The sequence below is a fragment of the Gellertiella hungarica genome (assembly GCF_014197145.1).
Taxonomy (GTDB): Bacteria; Pseudomonadota; Alphaproteobacteria; order Rhizobiales; family Rhizobiaceae; genus Gellertiella; species Gellertiella hungarica.
In genome coordinates this window covers 133,267-149,473 of record NZ_JACIEZ010000009.1, presented here as the reverse complement: position 1 = coordinate 149,473, position 16,207 = coordinate 133,267, and the positions used below count along the sequence as shown (strand labels likewise).

19 protein-coding genes are annotated in these 16,207 nt (G+C 65.5%); all 19 read right to left on the bottom strand.

All coding sequences use genetic code 11. From position 1 onward, the window contains the following. Positions 1 to 17: 17 nt before the first annotated feature. The 19 genes from GGR23_RS18365 to GGR23_RS18275 all read right to left on the bottom strand — a co-directional run bounded on the left by GGR23_RS18365 (position 18) and on the right by GGR23_RS18275 (position 16,092). Positions 18 to 1,790: a terminase TerL endonuclease subunit gene (locus GGR23_RS18365; protein WP_183367769.1), complete on the bottom strand. Its 1,773-nt coding sequence runs from the start codon at positions 1,788 to 1,790 to the stop codon at positions 18 to 20. Beyond that, complete coding sequence (locus tag GGR23_RS18360; RefSeq protein WP_183367768.1) at positions 1,774 to 2,244, bottom strand: phage terminase small subunit P27 family; 471 nt, start codon at positions 2,242 to 2,244, stop codon at positions 1,774 to 1,776. Before GGR23_RS18360 ends, GGR23_RS18365 begins: the two co-directional genes overlap by 17 nt. 16 nt (positions 2,245 to 2,260) lie before the next feature. Next, the gene (locus tag GGR23_RS18355) at positions 2,261 to 2,491 is read right to left on the bottom strand and encodes a DUF7220 family protein (protein WP_183367767.1); all 231 of its coding nucleotides are present in this window, start codon (positions 2,489 to 2,491) and stop codon (positions 2,261 to 2,263) included. Continuing rightward, on the bottom strand, positions 2,488 to 3,879 hold the full coding sequence (locus GGR23_RS18350; protein ID WP_183367766.1) for a DNA methyltransferase: 1,392 nt from the start codon (positions 3,877 to 3,879) through the stop codon (positions 2,488 to 2,490). The genes GGR23_RS18355 and GGR23_RS18350 overlap by 4 nt, the downstream gene beginning before the upstream one ends. A gap of 141 nt (positions 3,880 to 4,020) precedes the next feature. Next, positions 4,021 to 4,530 (bottom strand): HNH endonuclease, encoded by a 510-nt coding sequence (locus GGR23_RS18345; RefSeq protein ID WP_343066700.1) that lies wholly within the window; start codon positions 4,528 to 4,530, stop codon positions 4,021 to 4,023. A 15-nt stretch (positions 4,531 to 4,545) separates the two neighbouring features. Next, entirely contained in the window at positions 4,546 to 4,977 is a 432-nt protein-coding gene (locus GGR23_RS18340) for a DUF6362 family protein (protein ID WP_183367765.1), read from the bottom strand. Further along, a complete protein-coding gene (locus GGR23_RS18335; protein WP_183367764.1) occupies positions 4,974 to 5,507 on the bottom strand; it encodes a crossover junction endodeoxyribonuclease RuvC in 534 nt (177 codons plus the stop codon). The genes GGR23_RS18340 and GGR23_RS18335 overlap by 4 nt, the downstream gene beginning before the upstream one ends. Before the next feature lie 434 nt (positions 5,508 to 5,941). Then, the gene (locus tag GGR23_RS23540) at positions 5,942 to 8,260 is read right to left on the bottom strand and encodes an AAA family ATPase (protein WP_210297013.1); all 2,319 of its coding nucleotides are present in this window, start codon (positions 8,258 to 8,260) and stop codon (positions 5,942 to 5,944) included. Further along, the gene (locus GGR23_RS18325; protein WP_183367762.1) at positions 8,227 to 8,994 is read right to left on the bottom strand and encodes a PD-(D/E)XK nuclease family protein; all 768 of its coding nucleotides are present in this window, start codon (positions 8,992 to 8,994) and stop codon (positions 8,227 to 8,229) included. Before GGR23_RS18325 ends, GGR23_RS23540 begins: the two co-directional genes overlap by 34 nt. Continuing rightward, positions 8,994 to 9,200 carry a DUF6511 domain-containing protein gene (locus tag GGR23_RS18320; protein ID WP_183367761.1) on the bottom strand — a complete coding sequence of 69 codons (207 nt, stop codon included), beginning with the start codon at positions 9,198 to 9,200 and terminating at the stop codon, positions 8,994 to 8,996. Before GGR23_RS18320 ends, GGR23_RS18325 begins: the two co-directional genes overlap by 1 nt. A gap of 207 nt (positions 9,201 to 9,407) precedes the next feature. Next, on the bottom strand, positions 9,408 to 11,111 hold the full coding sequence (locus GGR23_RS18315; protein WP_183367760.1) for a DEAD/DEAH box helicase: 1,704 nt from the start codon (positions 11,109 to 11,111) through the stop codon (positions 9,408 to 9,410). Positions 11,112 to 11,118: 7 nt separating this feature from the next. Next, positions 11,119 to 11,715, bottom strand: a complete 597-nt coding sequence (locus GGR23_RS18310; protein WP_183367759.1) for a hypothetical protein — start codon at positions 11,713 to 11,715, stop codon at positions 11,119 to 11,121. A gap of 17 nt (positions 11,716 to 11,732) precedes the next feature. Next, on the bottom strand, positions 11,733 to 12,620 hold the full coding sequence (locus GGR23_RS18305) for an ATP-binding protein (protein WP_183367758.1): 888 nt from the start codon (positions 12,618 to 12,620) through the stop codon (positions 11,733 to 11,735). Beyond that, on the bottom strand, positions 12,620 to 12,916 hold the full coding sequence (locus GGR23_RS18300) for a hypothetical protein (protein ID WP_133675955.1): 297 nt from the start codon (positions 12,914 to 12,916) through the stop codon (positions 12,620 to 12,622). The genes GGR23_RS18305 and GGR23_RS18300 overlap by 1 nt, the downstream gene beginning before the upstream one ends. After that, positions 12,913 to 13,401, bottom strand: coding sequence for a hypothetical protein (locus GGR23_RS18295; protein WP_183367757.1), 489 nt, complete (start codon positions 13,399 to 13,401; stop codon positions 12,913 to 12,915). Before GGR23_RS18295 ends, GGR23_RS18300 begins: the two co-directional genes overlap by 4 nt. Before the next feature lie 10 nt (positions 13,402 to 13,411). Next, positions 13,412 to 13,621 carry a helix-turn-helix transcriptional regulator gene (locus GGR23_RS18290; protein ID WP_050474479.1) on the bottom strand — a complete coding sequence of 70 codons (210 nt, stop codon included), beginning with the start codon at positions 13,619 to 13,621 and terminating at the stop codon, positions 13,412 to 13,414. A gap of 101 nt (positions 13,622 to 13,722) precedes the next feature. Continuing rightward, positions 13,723 to 14,667: a hypothetical protein gene (locus GGR23_RS18285; RefSeq protein ID WP_183367756.1), complete on the bottom strand. Its 945-nt coding sequence runs from the start codon at positions 14,665 to 14,667 to the stop codon at positions 13,723 to 13,725. Further along, a complete protein-coding gene (locus GGR23_RS18280; RefSeq protein WP_183367755.1) occupies positions 14,651 to 15,838 on the bottom strand; it encodes a hypothetical protein in 1,188 nt (395 codons plus the stop codon). Before GGR23_RS18280 ends, GGR23_RS18285 begins: the two co-directional genes overlap by 17 nt. 11 nt (positions 15,839 to 15,849) lie before the next feature. Then, complete coding sequence (locus tag GGR23_RS18275; protein ID WP_045449871.1) at positions 15,850 to 16,092, bottom strand: DUF2188 domain-containing protein; 243 nt, start codon at positions 16,090 to 16,092, stop codon at positions 15,850 to 15,852. Between the last annotated feature and the right edge of the window lie 115 nt (positions 16,093 to 16,207).

Genomic DNA, 16,207 nt, shown 5'->3' with positions numbered 1-16,207 from the left:
GTTCTTTCGTCAGCTCTTTACAACATCAGGATGCCGCGGGTCTCATAGACCGAGCGGCCGGCATTGACGTCACGGGCCAGAGCCCGGCCGAGCGCGTTGCAGATCGCGACAATTCCGTCGATACGCTCGGTGGAGCGCTCCTTGTCCGGCTTGATGTTGCCGGCCGGATCATGGCGCACGGCGACGTTGGAGGCGTTCCAGCGCAACACCGGATGCCCGCCATGCCAGAGAGAGCGCGACACCGACAGGCGCTCCAGTTCCGCCGTCGGAGCGGCCATCGACAAGAACCCCTGGCCGAACTGGACAAGGTTCAAGCCTTCATCCTGAAGATGCTGGACGATCTCGCCGGCAAAGGTGCGGTCGTAGGAGAGTTCACGCAGATCGTAGCGGCCGGCAAGGTCGAGGATTTCTTTCTCGACGAAGGCGAAGTCAGTGGCGTTGCCCGGCGTGGCGGTCAAAAATCCCTGGTCGCGCCAGACATCATAAGGCACGCGGTCGCGCCGCACACGGCGGACTATGTCGTCCTCGGGAATCCAGAACCGGCAGGTAACGATCCATTTGTCGGCAAGCGCTCCGAGCACGTCATCCAGTGTCGGCGGGAAGACCAGCACGAATGCCGACAGATCGTTGACGCGGGCAAGATCGAGCCCGCCATAGCATTCACGCCCCAGCAGCTTGCCTTCCAGTTCCTCCAGTTCGTGTTTGACGATGCGCCAGTCGGTGGCAGCTGGCAGGCCGCCTTCCTCCCACACGCTCATGTCGAGCCAACGGGTGACCTGCTCGGTCCATTCGTTGAGGCGCAGCCGGCGGATCGCATTCTGCTGCGCCGGCATTTCCCTAGCCTCGTCGATCTGCCGCTTCAGGTCATCCAGCTTCACCGTCACGCCAAGGCTCGGATTGGCCTTCACCCAGACCTTTTCGTCGGTCCAGTCGTCGCCCTCATCGATGGTGGCGATATAGGCAAACCAGCTGTCCGACGACTCCATCGGCACCGTGCCTTCCAGCGCCTTCACCGAGAACTCGTGATGCTGGCGGCAGACCGAATGGCGATCATAGCCGGCCGTCGTGATCTCGAAGATCAGCGGCTGGCGCCGCGCACCGGTGGCGGTGTTCAGCTTCTGGATGATCTCCGGTCCCGGATGTTCGTGCACTTCATCGACGGCCGCAAAATGGATGTTCAGCCCGTCCATCTTGCTGGCGTCCGCCGACAGCGGCCTGAACCAGGACGAGGTCGGCAGCACGGCTAGATTGTTCACCGTGCGTGTGATCCTCGATTGCAGCGCCGAACTCGCCGCCACCATGCGCTCGGCCTCGCCAAAGACAATGCGCGCCTGATCGCGCGTCGTTGCTGCCGAATAGACATGCGCACCCGGTTCAGCATCGGCGATCAGGGCATAAAGTGCGGTGCCGGCCAACAGCACCGACTTGCCGTTCTTGCGCGCCACCTCGACATAGGCCGTGCGGAAACGGCGCAATCCGTTCTTGCGCTTCCAGCCATAAAGCGAGCCGACGACGAACTGCTGCCAGTCCTGCAGCACGAAGGGCTCGCCGGCCCATTCGCCGGTCGAATGGCGCAGATGGCCGAAGAAGTCGATGGCGTGGCGTGCGGCAGCACCGTCCCAGACGAGGCCACGCTTGCCGCCGGATTTGAGATCGGCGAGATGCCGCTCGCAGGCAAGCTTCACCAGGCGACCGGCGACGATCCTGCCGCTGACGACAGCGCGGGCATAGGTCGTGACCGGACAGGATGACGCTTTCCTGACCGAGCCGGATTTACGCTTTTCGGCCACGGGTCAAAAAGTCCTCGAAGGGGTCGCTGGTCTCGGCAGGCTCTGCCATGCGGATGCGCGAGCGGCTGGAGGGTGTGAGCCCGAACTCGCTTTCGATCTGTGCCATCTGCGCCAGGCACTTGTTGGCAACCGCCAGGAACGGGTTCTGGATGATGTTGTCGTTCGCCGTCTTCACCACATGGCCGCGGCGTTTGACTTCCTGCTCGGCTTCCAGCCAGCGCCGCCAGATCACCACGTACCGGGCCAGCGCATGCGTATCGAGCTCGGTCATCACGCCATGGCGGGCCAGCAGCTCGGCCATCTCGGAGAACTTTTTCCTGACGTCCTCATCAAGATGATCGGGCGGCGCAGGAACTGCCACCACCGGTTTCGGCTCGGCCTTGTTCAAACGGTGCGGACGGGCCGTGCCCTTGACCAACTTCAGATGCGTTGGCAGCGGCTTGCGGCCGGCCATGTCAAAACTCCATGCATTATCCAGTGCCGTCACCGCGAAGGCGTACCGCCTCGAACAACCTGCGCAGACAGTAACTGCGTGCGATCGACACCACGGTGAAGATGGCGCCCATGGCCATGTTGTCAGCCAGCGTGGTGGACAATCCGAACAGCGGGAACACCAGGATCTGCGTCACCACGGCAATGCCATAGCCGATAGCGACGTTGGTCAGCGATTCCACCAGCGACATGGTGCGGGATTGCTTCATGCCGCTGCCGCATCCCTGGTCGCGGACCCGGCATCAGGCACTCGATCGGCGGCGATCGCGTCAAAGCTGCGGCCGTCGCCCTCGAGCGTTGCCTGCTTGCCGGTGAATTCCTGCCAGCGTCGGACGACGACATCGCAGAAGGCCTCCGACAGTTCGAGGCCATAGACGCGGCGGCCGGTCTTCTCGCCGGCGATCAGCTGTGAGCCCGAACCGGAGAACGGCTCGTAGCAGATGTCGCCCGGTCTTGTGTGCAGCTGCATCGGCAGCGTGAACACGCGCACCGGCTTCGAAGTCGGATGCTCGCGGGTTTCGATCTCCGAGGATGGGATGTTCCACACCGTGGTCGGCCAGCTCTCGAACCCCTCGCGGTTGATGCGGGGCTTCTTACCGCGACGCCATCCGAACAGACACGGCTCATGCGCCCACAGCATCACCGAGCGCGTCAGCACCGGGCGCGATTTGGCCCAAATGATCTGCTGGTGATGCAACACATCGAACTGATCCCAGACCGTTTCCAGCATGCGTTGGCGGCGCGAGGCGTGCCAGCAATACCATGCTACATCCTCGGCAATGGCATGCTCAATCGCCACCTTGCAGAAGGCCTCGTAGAACTGCGGTCCTTGGGCAGAATCATCCCAGTGTGGCTGCTCGATATAATCGTCGCCCCAGTCCTTGTTGGCGATTTTCTTCGCCCGCGCCGAGGCGGTTTTCTTTGTCGGATGGTTGGTTCCGTCATAGTCGACCAGGTAGGGCGGATCGGTGGCAAACAGCGCCGCCCGTTCGCCGTTCATCAGGCGACCAACATCTTCCGGCGAGGTGCTATCACCGCACAGCAGCCGGTGATCACCCAGCAGCCACAGATCGCCGCGCCGTGTGACAGGCGTTGCCGGAACTTCCGGAATGGCGTCGTCCTCGGTCAGCCCATCCTGTTCGTCATGGCTGCCGTAAAGCAGGCTCTGCAACTCGTCGTCGCCGAAGCCGGTGAGGCCAAGGTCAAAGCCGGCCTCCTGCAGGTCGGAGAGCTCGAGCGCCAGCAGCTCCTCGTCCCAGCCGGCATTCATGGCAATGCGGTTGTCGGCGAGCACCAGCGCCCGGCGCTGCGTCTCCGACAGTCCCGTCAGCACGATCGTCGGCACCGTCTCCATACCGAGCTTGCGCGCCGCCAGCACGCGGCCATGACCGGCAATCAGCGTGCCATCCTCGGCAATCAGCACCGGGTTGGTGAAGCCGAAGGCGCGGATCGACCCGGCGATCTCGGCCACCTGCGCATCCGAATGCGTGCGGGCATTGCGCGCATAGGGCACCAGGCTGTCGAGCGGCCGGTATTCGACCGCAAGCTGGCGGTCGGCAACGCCGAGATCAACAGGGCCAAGATCAGTCGCAGGCACGAGTTTATCCTTCAATTCGCACGTTCATTTTATCGTCGCACCCCCCATGCTCCATTTTGGCCACGGATGCGCGTTTGGTGGCGCGCGGTCCTGGGAGCGAACTCTCCAGAGATTTGACCTCCCCGGGGGGAGGGCTTGGGCTCACGAGCGGCGGCGCGCATTGCCGAAGCCGCCATCCTGCGCCGCCGTCTTGCGGCCATGGCACGAGGCACACAGCGCCTGCCAGCGGCTGCAATCCCAGAACACCGTCTCATCACCACCATGGGGATCGATGTGGTCGACGACGCTGGCCGGTCGGATCAGATCATGGCGCGCGCATTCCACGCACAGCGGATGATCGTGCAGGAACGCGGCGCGTTCCGTTCGCCAGCGCTTCGAGCGGTAGAGCGCACGTGCCACCCGATTGCGCTGGCGGGCATAGTCCTGGTCACGCTCACGCTTCTCGCGCCGGCCAACCGGACGATGGATCGGAGGGCGGACGGGCATGATGCTGGTCTCGATGATGGTGACGATGGCAATGGCGACGACACCGGAAACGACAACGCCCGCAAGGAAGGGGACGATCCGTCGCGGGCGCGCCTCTCCCGAGCATAGCCAGAATTTACCCCATTCAAGCCGTTTCCGTCCGTTCGAAAACTGTCCGCCGGACACCTTCCTCGCCCCCGCTCACCGCTGCGACGCGCCAGCCAGCTCGATCACTTTCCGCTTCGACAGGGTGCGGTTGAGCCGCCGACCGTTAAGCCGGAATGCGATCACGCAGAGCGCGTAGAGCCAGTGCTCGTGCGCCGCCGAGCGCTGCAATCCGACGGTCCAGCAGATGGTTTTCCATCGCTCGCCGTAGGCGCGCAGCCAGACGATCTTGCCGTCGATCGGATCGAGCCCCACCGTCCAGCTGAGCGTCTCCTCCATCCGGCTGATCGCGGCGGGTGACGGGATGACGCGCATCGGCTTTGGCTCCTGTCCGACCTTGTCGGCGAAGCTATGGATGACCTCCGGCCAGACGCTGAAATATCCCTGACGCCGGGGTTCGGGCAGGCGCTTGAGCACGATGGCCGCTTCCGCGAGACGTTCCTCGACGAGGCTCGGCGTCCACCTCACAGCACACCTCCCCGGGTCTCCATCGCCCAAAGCAGGATCGCGATCGCGTCGGCCTCGTTGTCGTCGGCGGGGCTGAAGCCGCGGGCGCGAACGGCGGCGACGACTGCATCCTTGCCGGCGTTGCCCTTGCCCGTAGCGAAGCGTTTGATGGTGCCGACAGGAACGCCCTGATAGACGACGCCCTCACGCTCGCACCAAGCGGTCAACGTCGCCAGGAAACCGCCGTAGAGGTGGGCGGCGTCAGTGCCGATATGGCGCCGGACCTCCTCGAAATAGATCGCGGCCAACCCACCGCTGTCGTCGGCCAGTTGTTCGAGCCAGTGCTGGAAGCGCAGGTAGCGCATGCCGCCGCCGTCGTAGCGGCCGGAGCGGAGGCTGGCGGTTCCGCTGTGCACGATCCCGCCCGCCAGGCTCGCCCAGCCCGTGGTGGTGCCGAGATCCAGGGCGAGAATGGCGCTGCCCGCGGATGTCGAGATGACCGGGGCCGGATGGGGCGCGCTCTTGGGGAGGGGTGACGGGCACTGGCTCATGGTGGTGGGTCCTTCTCGTCTGATGTCGGTGAGTGGATGGACGGCACGGTGCCTGCGCGCGCGAAGCCCCTGGGGGTGGGAGTGGGAGAACCCGCTTGGCGCGGTTCTCCCCCACCCCCGAAGGGGGTGGCTTTCACCCCCACAACTTCGAGAGTGCATCAACGCCTTGAATCGTTTGGAGAAATCGAAGTTGGGACAGCCCGTGGCGTGGGTCGCGTTCCCAACTTGAATCTGCGAAAGGCCGCGCAGCGGGGCGCGCGGGAGCCAAGGTAGTTGGGACGAGCTTTCCCAACTTGAATGTGCGCGGGATGGCTGGGCGGAGCGCGGCGGCGCGAAGAGCAGCGAAAGTAGTTGGGAAGCTGGCCGCCCAGCTCGCCGCAACTTGCCACAACTTGATCCTGCGTAAGTCCGCGTAATCGGAATGAGCTGGCGCATCACGAGGTCACCTCCGTCTGATAGACCCAGACCAGAGGGTTCTCGACCGGCAGCGCCGCGCCGCTCTGCGGGCATTTGTAGGTGCTGGGAAGGACAGGGATCCGGACGGGCACGATCTCGCCGGTGTCGGGGTCTGCCGTCTCTTCTCCGGTCGGGAACGTCATGCCCTCGACGCAGAGATAGCCGAACTTCGAGCGCGAGGTCGGCAGACCGAACGGCGCGCCATCGCGAACGAACTTGATGAAACCCTTTGTGGCCAGCACGCTGATCCGTTCGCGGATCGTGTCCTTGCCGCCGAGCCCGGCCTGGTTCTCGAAGCTCTCGGCGAATTGCAGAGCGGTGTAGAGCCGGCCGGCCTCGGCCTCATCGAAGAGCAGTTGAAGGATCACGTCGTGTTTGCGCGCGCGCTCAGCGTCGAGCTTCTCGCCGAACTCGCGACGCACGAGCCTTGTCTCCGAGCGGTCGATCGCGATCCAGCGTCCGTCCGCCTTGTCGACGATCATCGGCTCGATGCCGGGGCCGTTGCGGAGCTCGAAATGCAGCATCCGCTCCGGTCGGTCCTCGTCGGGCCGGTGCATGATCACCCCGGAGGTGTAGAAGCTGCGGAGGCTGCCCGCGCCCGAGAGCGCCATGAACGGGTCCTCGACGAGCTGCTTCTTGGTGATCTTGCGGGTGTGATGGCAGAGGATCAGGCCGGCATCCGGGGCTACGGCGTCCCGCAGCGCTTCGACCCGCTCCTGCAGGAAGAAGAGCATCGCGGTGTTGTCGTTCTCCCCGCCGCCGTCGGGGCCCCCATCGAAGAGATTGCGGATCGGGTCGATGCAGAGGATATCGGGCGCGCCATGGCCGTAGTGGTCGCGAACCGCGGCGATGGTCAGGCCCACGCCGCCGGCGTCGAGCAGCATGCGGACCTTCGGCGTGGCGACGAGATTGTCGCGCGCCGCGGCCAGGAGCGCCGGCTCGATCCGGATGGCCTGGAGGCGCTCCCGCAGATAGTGGTACTGGATCTCCGCCTGCAGATAGAAGATCCGCAGCGGCCGGCTTGGCGCAAAGCCGAGGAAGGGCACGCCCGCCGCCATGTGGACAAGCAGACTGATCAGGAAGTCGCTCTTGCCGACTTTGGGCGCGCCGCCGAGCACCAGCATCCCGCCGGGCGTCAGCAAACGCGGCGCGATGATGTCGTCGGGCATCGGGCTCACGTCGTCGAGCAGTGCGCCGAGCGTGAAAACCGGCAGCGCGGACATCGGCGAAACGGCAATCCGTTCGAGAGCCGGTCCGTGGCGCTCTTCGTGCAGCCGCCAGAGGCGCTGTGCTTCCGAGGCGAGACGTTCGAGCGGCCAGCTGGGACGGAGCTGGGCGGCGTTGTACTGGCAGATCGCCTCCCACGCGTCGTCGCGGCTCATGCGGCCCTCATGCGCCATGCGGACGTAGTGGCCGATCGCGGCGCTCGCCCCCTGGAAGCGCGTCCAGTCGTCTTCGCCGCCTTCACGGACCGGGGTGGTCAGGATCTCCGTGATCGAGGGTTTGTCGCTCGATGGTCCTGGCTCTGATCCCACGCCGGCAAGCGGCGGCATGTCGGCGACGAGCTCGGCGAAGTCGCGCAGATGGACCTCGACCCGCGGGCTGTGGCGGCGGATGTTGACCAGGCGCTTGAACCCGCCTTTGTGATAGACGGAGCCGGCCAGACGGATCGGCTGGTGGGCCGATCGGAAATGCGTGTCGCCGCCGACCTTGACCGCGATGTCGCCGCGCAGCCGACAGAGAAGCCCGATATCCTCGCCCTCGGCCGGTTCGCTCAAGCGCCACCAGACATGCAGCTTGTCGAGACCGTCCGGCGTCCGGCCGCCGCTTTCGACGAGCAGTGTCGGCTCGCCGAGATGCCGGATGAGGTGGTCGAGCTTGGCGGCGATGTCACCCGCGTCGAGGTCGACCAGGACCGTCTGCATCTGCTGGACATCGGCGGCCTTGGCCTTGCCGGTCTCGGCGACCGTTCCCGGCACCACATAGAAGGCCGCCCCTTCGCGTGCTGCCCAACCGGCGAAGGAAACCGCCTTCTCCAGCAAACTGTCGTCGATCTCGATCCAGGCGTTGTGGGGACGGCCGTCGATGCCTTGGCCCTTGTCCACGAACCCGCGCAAGGGCACCCTGCCATCGCAGTAACCGAAGACCACATCGAGAAAGACGGCGATCTGCTCGGGATCCGGCTCGATGTCGAACGGATCGGCCTGCGGCGCGGCGTCGTTGAAGTCGCGCCAGGCATCGAGGGAGATGACCTTGTTCCCGCTCATGCCGGCAGCCCCCAGCAGCGTTCTGCCCACGGGCACATCCGGCACTCGTGGAAGTCACGCGTCGTGGCGATGCGCGGCAGCAGATCTCCTGCATCCGTCGCCTGAAGGATCCGCACGGCGCGGTCGCTCATGCGTTGAGCGAGCCCCGCGTCGAACGGCACGAGTTCGTGGTGCAGTTCGGCGGTGTCCTTGTTGATGGCGGTGAAGAGCGCGGGATTGTCGGAGATGCCGGGGACTTGCGCCTCCATGTAGGCCTGGTAGAGGGCCATCTGGGACGCATAGACAGGCTTCGCGACAACTACGCCCTTGGCCACGGTCTCGCGCCAGTTCCTGGCGTTCATCGTCTTGCATTCCCAGAGCGCGGGAACGCCGATGCCCAGCAGCTGGGGTGCGGCGGCGATGATCCCATCGACATGACCGCGGATGCGGCCACCAGCGACCGAGAAGCCGAATTGCTCGCCATCTGGACGGTTGCCCTTGCGGGTATAGAGATCGAACCCGGCACCGCGCAGCCAGCGGATGGCAAGATCTTCGAGCGCGTGTCCGATCTCGAAGATCCGCAGAGTCTGGCCGGAGAACTCCTGGCCCTCATCCTTCGGCGCACCCGCGAACTCGAATTGCAGAGCGCGCTCACAGCCGTGTCCAAGGCGGGAGCCGCCGAGGTAGGTCCTGGGCGCAACCGCCGCGCGTTCAGCGGCGATCGCTTCGTCGATCACCGCATTGATGCGTTCGGCGCAGGTGGGGCGGTGGTTGTAGTCGAGCATCAGAACGGCACCCCCGCATCGGCGTCGGCAGCCATGGCATGCATGGCGTCCTGGAAGCCGCCGACGGCGACCTCGATGAGCGTGAGCACCTGCGCCTCCGTGAGGTCGGAGAAGCGCGCCTGCCAGCCGATCTCCTCCATGATCTCGGCGACCGGCTTCATGGCAGCGCGGATCGCCGCCTTCTCCTGTTCAGTGAGATCAACCATGGCCCAGCGCTCCCGCGCCAAGCGCGTCCAGAAGCCTTGGCAGGCCATCGAGCAGAACCAGACCGAGGGGCGCGGTTGCTTCGACCGCACCGGGTCGAACCAGCCAAAGCCACGGGTGGGTCGCCGGCAGACAGCACAGAGCATTCCACGCGGATGCCAGAGCCGCCGCCGGTCCTCGGCCGTGATGGGGGTAGGACAGGCCATGGCTCATGCAGCCCTCCCGATGGCTGCTTCGGGCGCGGCATCGGCCGCGCCGAAGACGAGGGAGCGGATAGCGTCGCGGTTGAAGCGAAAGGCCAGCAGCGCTGATGCCTGATAGCGGGTGAGCCCGAAATCCTGCCGGTACTCCGGCGGCAGGAAGGCAAGCTGCCGGTCGGTGGGCGGCTGGTTCAACCAGCGGCGCGTCTTGTGGGCGCTCTCGTCGCTCTCATGCTCGTTGAGCCAATCGTCGGCCGCCGCGAGGCAAACGGTGCGTTCGCCCACGGCCAGCAGATGAGGGCGCTGCTTCTGGAGGCCTCCGATGCCGTACCACCGGCCGTTCAGGAAGAAGACACCGCCCCAGGCATTGAAGCCGTTGGCGATGAGCGCCGCATCGTCGCCGAAGAGATCGCACCAGCGGAAACTCGACCGCTTCAGGAGGTCGATCTCGGACATCACGAAGTCGCCGAGCGGCGCTGCTTCGCCGCCTTCGGGACGCTCCCAGACATGACCGCACAGCGGGCATTCGATAGTGGCGAGCGGCACGATGGCTCCGCAGTCCGGGCAATCCTTAGTGGGCGCTTCGCCGGAGGGCTCACGACCGTCCAGGTCGACGTCCTGCTCCAGCGATCCGTGCATCAGGGTCGAGGTGCCGAAATCGAGCACGATGCAGTCGGTCTTGATGATGCCGGGATGCTCCTCGGGCGAGACCGTGCGCAGGCCGCGACCGACCATCTGGATCATGGTCGACTTGTAGGAACTCGGCCGTAGCAGCACGACGCAGCTCGTCGGCGGGTGATCCCACCCCTCGGTCAGCACCGCGACATTGACGACGACCCGCAGCTCTCCGGCGGCGTAGGCGTCGAGGGTCGTCTTGCGGTCGGTATCGGCCATGTCGCCGTGGATCAGCCCGGCGGTGACATCGGCCGCGTTGAAAGCGGCGGTCACGTTGCGCGCGTGGTCCACGGTCGAGCAGAACACCACCGTCTGGCGCTCGCCCGCCTTTTCCCGCCAGTGGCGGATGACGGCGTCCGTGACCGGCGACCGGTTCATGATCGCGTCGACCTCGGCCATGTCGAAATCGTCGGCCGTGCGGCGCACCTTGGTGAGCTGATCCTGGACGCCGACATCGATCACGAAGGTGCGCGGCGGCACGAGATGACCGGACGCGATGAGCTCCCCGATCCGGATCTGATCGGCGACGTTCGAGAACACCGGGCGCAGACCGCGCTTGTCGCCTCGGTTGGGCGTCGCCGTGACGCCGTAGACCCGGCACTCGGGATTGCGCTGCAGCGCGGCGTCGATGATGCGGCGATAGCTGTCGGCGGCCGCGTGGTGCGCCTCGTCGATCACCAGGAGGTCGAGCGCGGGCAGCTGGTCGAGATTGCCCGCGCGCGCCAGCGTCGGCACCATCGCGAAGGTGACCTGTCCAGCCCACGACTTCTCCTTCGCATCGACGACCGAGGTCGTGATCTTCGGGTTCACCCGGCCGAACTTGCTGCGGTTCTGAGCGGTCAACTCGTCGCGGTGGGCGAGCACGCAGGCCTTGGCGCCCGTGCTCTTCGCTGTTTCGCCGACCATGCGACCGACGACGCCTGAGAGCATGATCGTCTTGCCGGCTCCGGTCGGGGCGACGCCGAGGGTGTTTCCGTGTTCGCCGAGCGCGCGGACGCTGCGCTCGACGAACTGCTTCTGGCGGGGACGCAGCAGCATGGCCGCCTCACTGCGCCCAGGACGGGCGCGTGCCCGCCGCCGGTGCTGAAGATTGGGGCATGGAGGGCTGGGAAGGCTGAGCCTGCGGCTGCGGCGCCGCACCGGGCACGCCCATGAGGGCGGCATAGTCCTTGTGATCCGGCGTCACGGCCGCGCGGATCTCGTTTTTCTCCTCGCCGTTGGTGTCGGTGCCGATGTCGATCCGCGCCACGAACTCGAGCCCGTCGAGATCGGCAAAGCCGCTGATGCGACGCGCGGCCTGGGCCTGAGCGGACGTGTCCTTGTCCGAAATGCCGCGCGCGGAGTTGAGCATGCCGCGGATCAGGCTGCGGCCCATGTTCGCCCAGTCCGGTCCCTTGGGGCTGTAGAGCCCGATCAGGGTGAAGATCTTGCGCCGGGCGAAGGGCCCTTCGAGAACCGTGAACTCGCCCGAGAGATAGACCGAGCCGGTGGTCCCCCGTGTGGCGTATCCGCCGGTCCAGCCCTGCGCCGGATCGTCGAATCCGCCCGGACGGATCGTCAGGCGCACCTTGGCCAGCGTGCCCTTGGGGATGATGTTGCTGTTCTGCTTAGCGTCGTTGAAATCGTTCCAGGATCCAGTCATGGCTGGGGTCTCCTCGGTCAGGCGTTTTCGGAAAGGGTGGAGGCGTCGGCGGTCGGCGCCGTCGCGGCCGGGGGCGGGCTGCGATAGGCCAGCCGCTCGGAGGCGGGCTTCACGGGGCCGCGGATCTTGGCCATCAGGCGGCCGAGATGCGGCTCCTCGATCAGGTCGAGACGGCCGGATCGGTCCTTCGCCGGGAAGTTCCAGGGGTTGATTGTCTGGCAGACGAAGGCACGGTACGGCGCGCCGGACTCGTCCTTGATCTCCGCCATCGTCAGGACTTCATCGACGATGCCCGGCAGCTCGAGGCCAGTCTTCGAGCCGTCGATCTGCGGCTGGAAGATGCGCCGATTGAAGTCGTCGAGCTTCTCGTCGAGGATCCCGACGAACCAGACGTTCTTCGCCCGCGTGTGCTGGAGATGCGTGAGCCACGCGATCATCTCGCGGCCGTGCAGGCCATAGGCGCCGCGGACATCGGGCTTGCCGGTCTTCTCCGAGAACGCCTCGGGCTGCCCCTTGCACCATTGGAAGCAGAGCCGCCCGGCGACGGTGATCGAGTCGATGAAGACCGTGTGGTAGCGGTCGAGCGAAGCCGGATCGCCGAAGCGCTCGCACACCGCCGCGAAGTGGGCCTCGCTGTAGACCTGGTCGTCCCGCAGCGCCGGATTGGGGCCGCCGATGAAGACCGCGAAGTCGCGGCACTCGGCCCATGTGCGCGGCCGCACGCTGTCGCCGGGCCATCCCTCGATGGCCAGGTCGCCCGCCTCCAGGTCGATGAACAATGTAGTGGCGGGGTCGAGCGTCCAGAGAAGGCTGGTCTTGCCGATCCCGGACTTGCCGAAGATCGTGCCCTTGACGCCGCGCGGCTCGGCGAGCCGCTGATCGGCGGAGATGATCGGGAGGGCCATCACTTGCCTCCCTTCGCCGCGATCAGAGCGTCGATCGCGACATCGGCTCCGAACGCGCCGGCCTTGCGGGCCTCATCGTGGAGGGTGCGCACCGCGTCGATCTCGCGGTAGAGCGCCGATGCCCGCTCGTTCAGCCCGATGAGGGCGAAGGCTAGGTCGTCGATCGAGGCCGCCCCGACCGGCTTGACGGTCTCGTCACGACGCTCGCCAAGGGCCGGTACCCGGATGGTCTCGGGCAGCTTGTCCAGCCCGTAATGGTGCTCGCGGAGCACCGCGAGCTTCTTCGTGATGCTCATGACGTCACCTCGGTGTTCAGGGAAAGACGGAAGCTGGGCTTGCCGGTGCGGACGGTGCGCGCGTCCTCGAAGGCGGAGCGGATGTGGCTCGGCCAGGCCGCGAACTTGCGTTCGGGCACCTTGATCGCGACATCGACGTATTCGGTGGGGTCGTCGCCCTCGGCCCGGATGCGTTCGACGAGAGCGGCGAGCTTGTCCTGGTCCCAGTCGATGCGCTTCGGCAGATCGGCGATCACGGTGACCGCGCCGTCATCGAAACGGACCGTGCCGGTGTCCTTGCCGGCGGCTTGGCGCGTTGCGTGGGCACGATCGCCGTACCTGAGCGCGACGGCCCCATCGAGCCAGTCGCAGACGGTCTTGGCGCGACGCAGAGCGTCGGCGGCCTCGTCCTGCAGGAGGGCGAGCTGTTCGGCGGGCAGAGCGGCGATGTCGCCGACGGCCATGCGCCGGAGCTCATCGAGGGAGATGCGGTTGGAGATCGTCATCACCGCCCCCTCACGCCGCAGGCTTGCTGGGGTGATCGGCAGTGCTCGCTCGGATCTGCTCGCGCTCGTACTCCTCGACGTCTTCGAGGCGATACACGACGCGACCGCCGAGCTTGACGAAGCGGGGGCCTTCGCCCGTCCAGCGCCACCGCTCAAGCGTTCGGTGGCTGATGTTCCAGCGCGCAGCCAGGTCGATCTGGTTGAGGTGTTTCGTAGCCATCTGTTTCTCCTTCGGTTTTGGTCGAAAACCTGCGGAGACGATGGCTGGCCGGGAGGGAGAAAACCGACCCGGTCAGAGGGAGAAGAACAGAGAGAATTTCGTCAGAGCGCGAAGCCCCAGAGACCGTTCTCGGACTTCAGATAAGGTTCGAGGTCTGCCCATCGCTGCGCACCAAATGCTTGACGCAGCGTCTTCGCGCTGGAGTGGGCATGATCAAGGAGTTCCCGAGCGCTGAAGCGTCGGCCGTCCTGGTGTCCCTCAACCAGCTTGCGAATGATGGCGATATGGATGTCCGACTTGAGATCGATCGTGACGTTGCCATGGATGGTGAGTCGCTGCCCGCTCGGTGAGAGGGACAGGGGCGTATGAGGGCTGACGGCGGGTGTGCCATCGAGAAGTGCCGATAGGATTTCAGGGCTGACCGCCATTCCGTCATCGAAATCGATGGCATCGCCGATGGACACGACGAGGTGCCCCGGCAGCCCCGGTTCATGGAGCCGACTACTGGGCGTGCTGGTCAAGAGAATGCGGACATGGGGTGTTGGTCGCCTTCGGGCCGTATCAGCCACATCTGCCCAAATCTTCCGGTCCGAAAGGCGGCGCGCGAACCATATCGGGACTCGCTGAGGGCGACGGCCGATGCGTGTGTTGCCAAGCTCCCACAAAGCTCGTGGAACGAGCACTCTGGCGCCGTCGCGGGACGCAATGTCCAGCCCGACCAGCAAGCGGGCGAAGAGGACCGGGAAGTCGACCCCGTAGACTCCCATCCGCTCTTTCGGGACACCGACCCAGCCAGCAGACGGGCTGAAGTATCCGTAGCCGTTCCGTTCCGAGGACCAGATCAGGGAGACCGGCTCGTCTTCGAAATCAGCCAGCGAGGCGGCCGCCGCGTTATGGCCATCGGGACGCAGCACATTCGCCGCCAGCAATTTCCCCGCGCTGTTGGCGTGATAGTCGGAGAGCACGGCGCCGGCGACTTTGGCATCCGTGCTCTCCACAATTGAGAGGAGCAGATCAACCGCCCTCCGATCAATCGACGACGACACCGCCGTCTCCGGAAAGGATGCCCCAGCGCCGGAGATACTTTTCGCCGATCAGTTGCTCCTCTTCGGTCTGGTCCTTGAGATTGCAGCCATGCGGCATCGTGATCGTCAACGGCAGCGTCCGACCGCGTTTGGCATCGCCCTTGGGATGGAATTTGATGGAGAGTTTGGCCTGTGTCGCCACCCAACCGCCAGCCAGCGGATCGTTGGCGCCGAACCGCTCCGCCGACATGCTCCAGATAGTGCGGTCGGCCTTCCGAAGACATTCCAGCGTGACGCGCTCGCCCACATTGTCGATGGGCATCAGACGCAGCTGCTTGACCTCGACGGACTCGATCCCATCCTCCGGGTCGGTCGGAAAATCGAAAGGATGAAGCAGAACCGCGAGGTCGTAGGTGCGGAAGGGCACCTTCTCGCTCTGGAACTCGATCCCCAGCAGGTCGCGCGCCATGAAGCGAACCATCTCTTCCCGGCTCTCGCGGTCGTTGGCGACGACTTCGATGACGCCGGTCGCCGGTTCATAGGTCATGGCCGCCTCGAACACGGGACGGCGGGCGCGGCGGACGAGCGTTCCCGCGTCATCGAACGCCAGGAAAGCGTCGAGGAGGCCTTCGCGGTAAATCGCGATCTGGACAAGCTCGCAATCCTCGCCGTCGAAGGTCGGCCGGTAGCGCCCGAAGATATCGATGTGGATGTTGTTGGAAGCGAACCGTTCGCGCAGCGCCGCCTTGAAGGCATTGATGGATGCCTCGTCCCGCCGCAGATCGAGGTTCGGCTCGCCGATGAACCCGTCCCAGCTCCGACCACGGCGCCGCTCATCGGTGTAACGGACCTCCTCGGCATGGCGGAACCGAACCGGTTCGTTCAGGAACATCCAGAGCGAACGCGCATGGCCATTTGCCAGATCATCGAGCACCGTGCGGTCGTCGATCACGCTGTAGAGTGCGGTCTGCCCCGCATCATCGGCCAGGGCGCTCACACGCTCGGCGTCATTGACGATGCGGGCGCGGGCTTCGTCGTCCAATTCGTCGACGGCCCGCAAAGTGACGCGGGCGACTTCCGGCTCGGGCGCCTCCCAATCGACCTCGGTCGGAAGCTCGATGCCGGTGTGGTGGAAATAGGCCTGCAGCGACGAGGCAGGCATGTTGCGGATGAAACTCGTCACTGAGGCCATGGTCGATCTCCTTAGCCCTTGATGTTGCGGGGGTCGTTGCCGTGGGAATCGGACTGGCCGATCCGGCCATCCTGATTGTGGATCTTGAACTCCGTCCCAGCGTTGCGGCTGATCTCCCGCCCACGGTCGATCGCCTCCCGCTTCGTATCGAAGTGCCCGCTGGCGCGCTCGGCGCCGCCGCGGCGGACATCCCATCCGCCATTGGGATTGGGGACCACGTGATGGGTGCCCGAACCGTTACCTGCTTTAGCCATGACGGCCTCCTGTCTCGTGAAAGCGCGAAAGTGGGTTCGTAACTACGAACTTGTGAGCAAGATAGGTATTGCAGGTGCGGCGTGTCAAGGACTAGATGTATCGCGATAACGAACC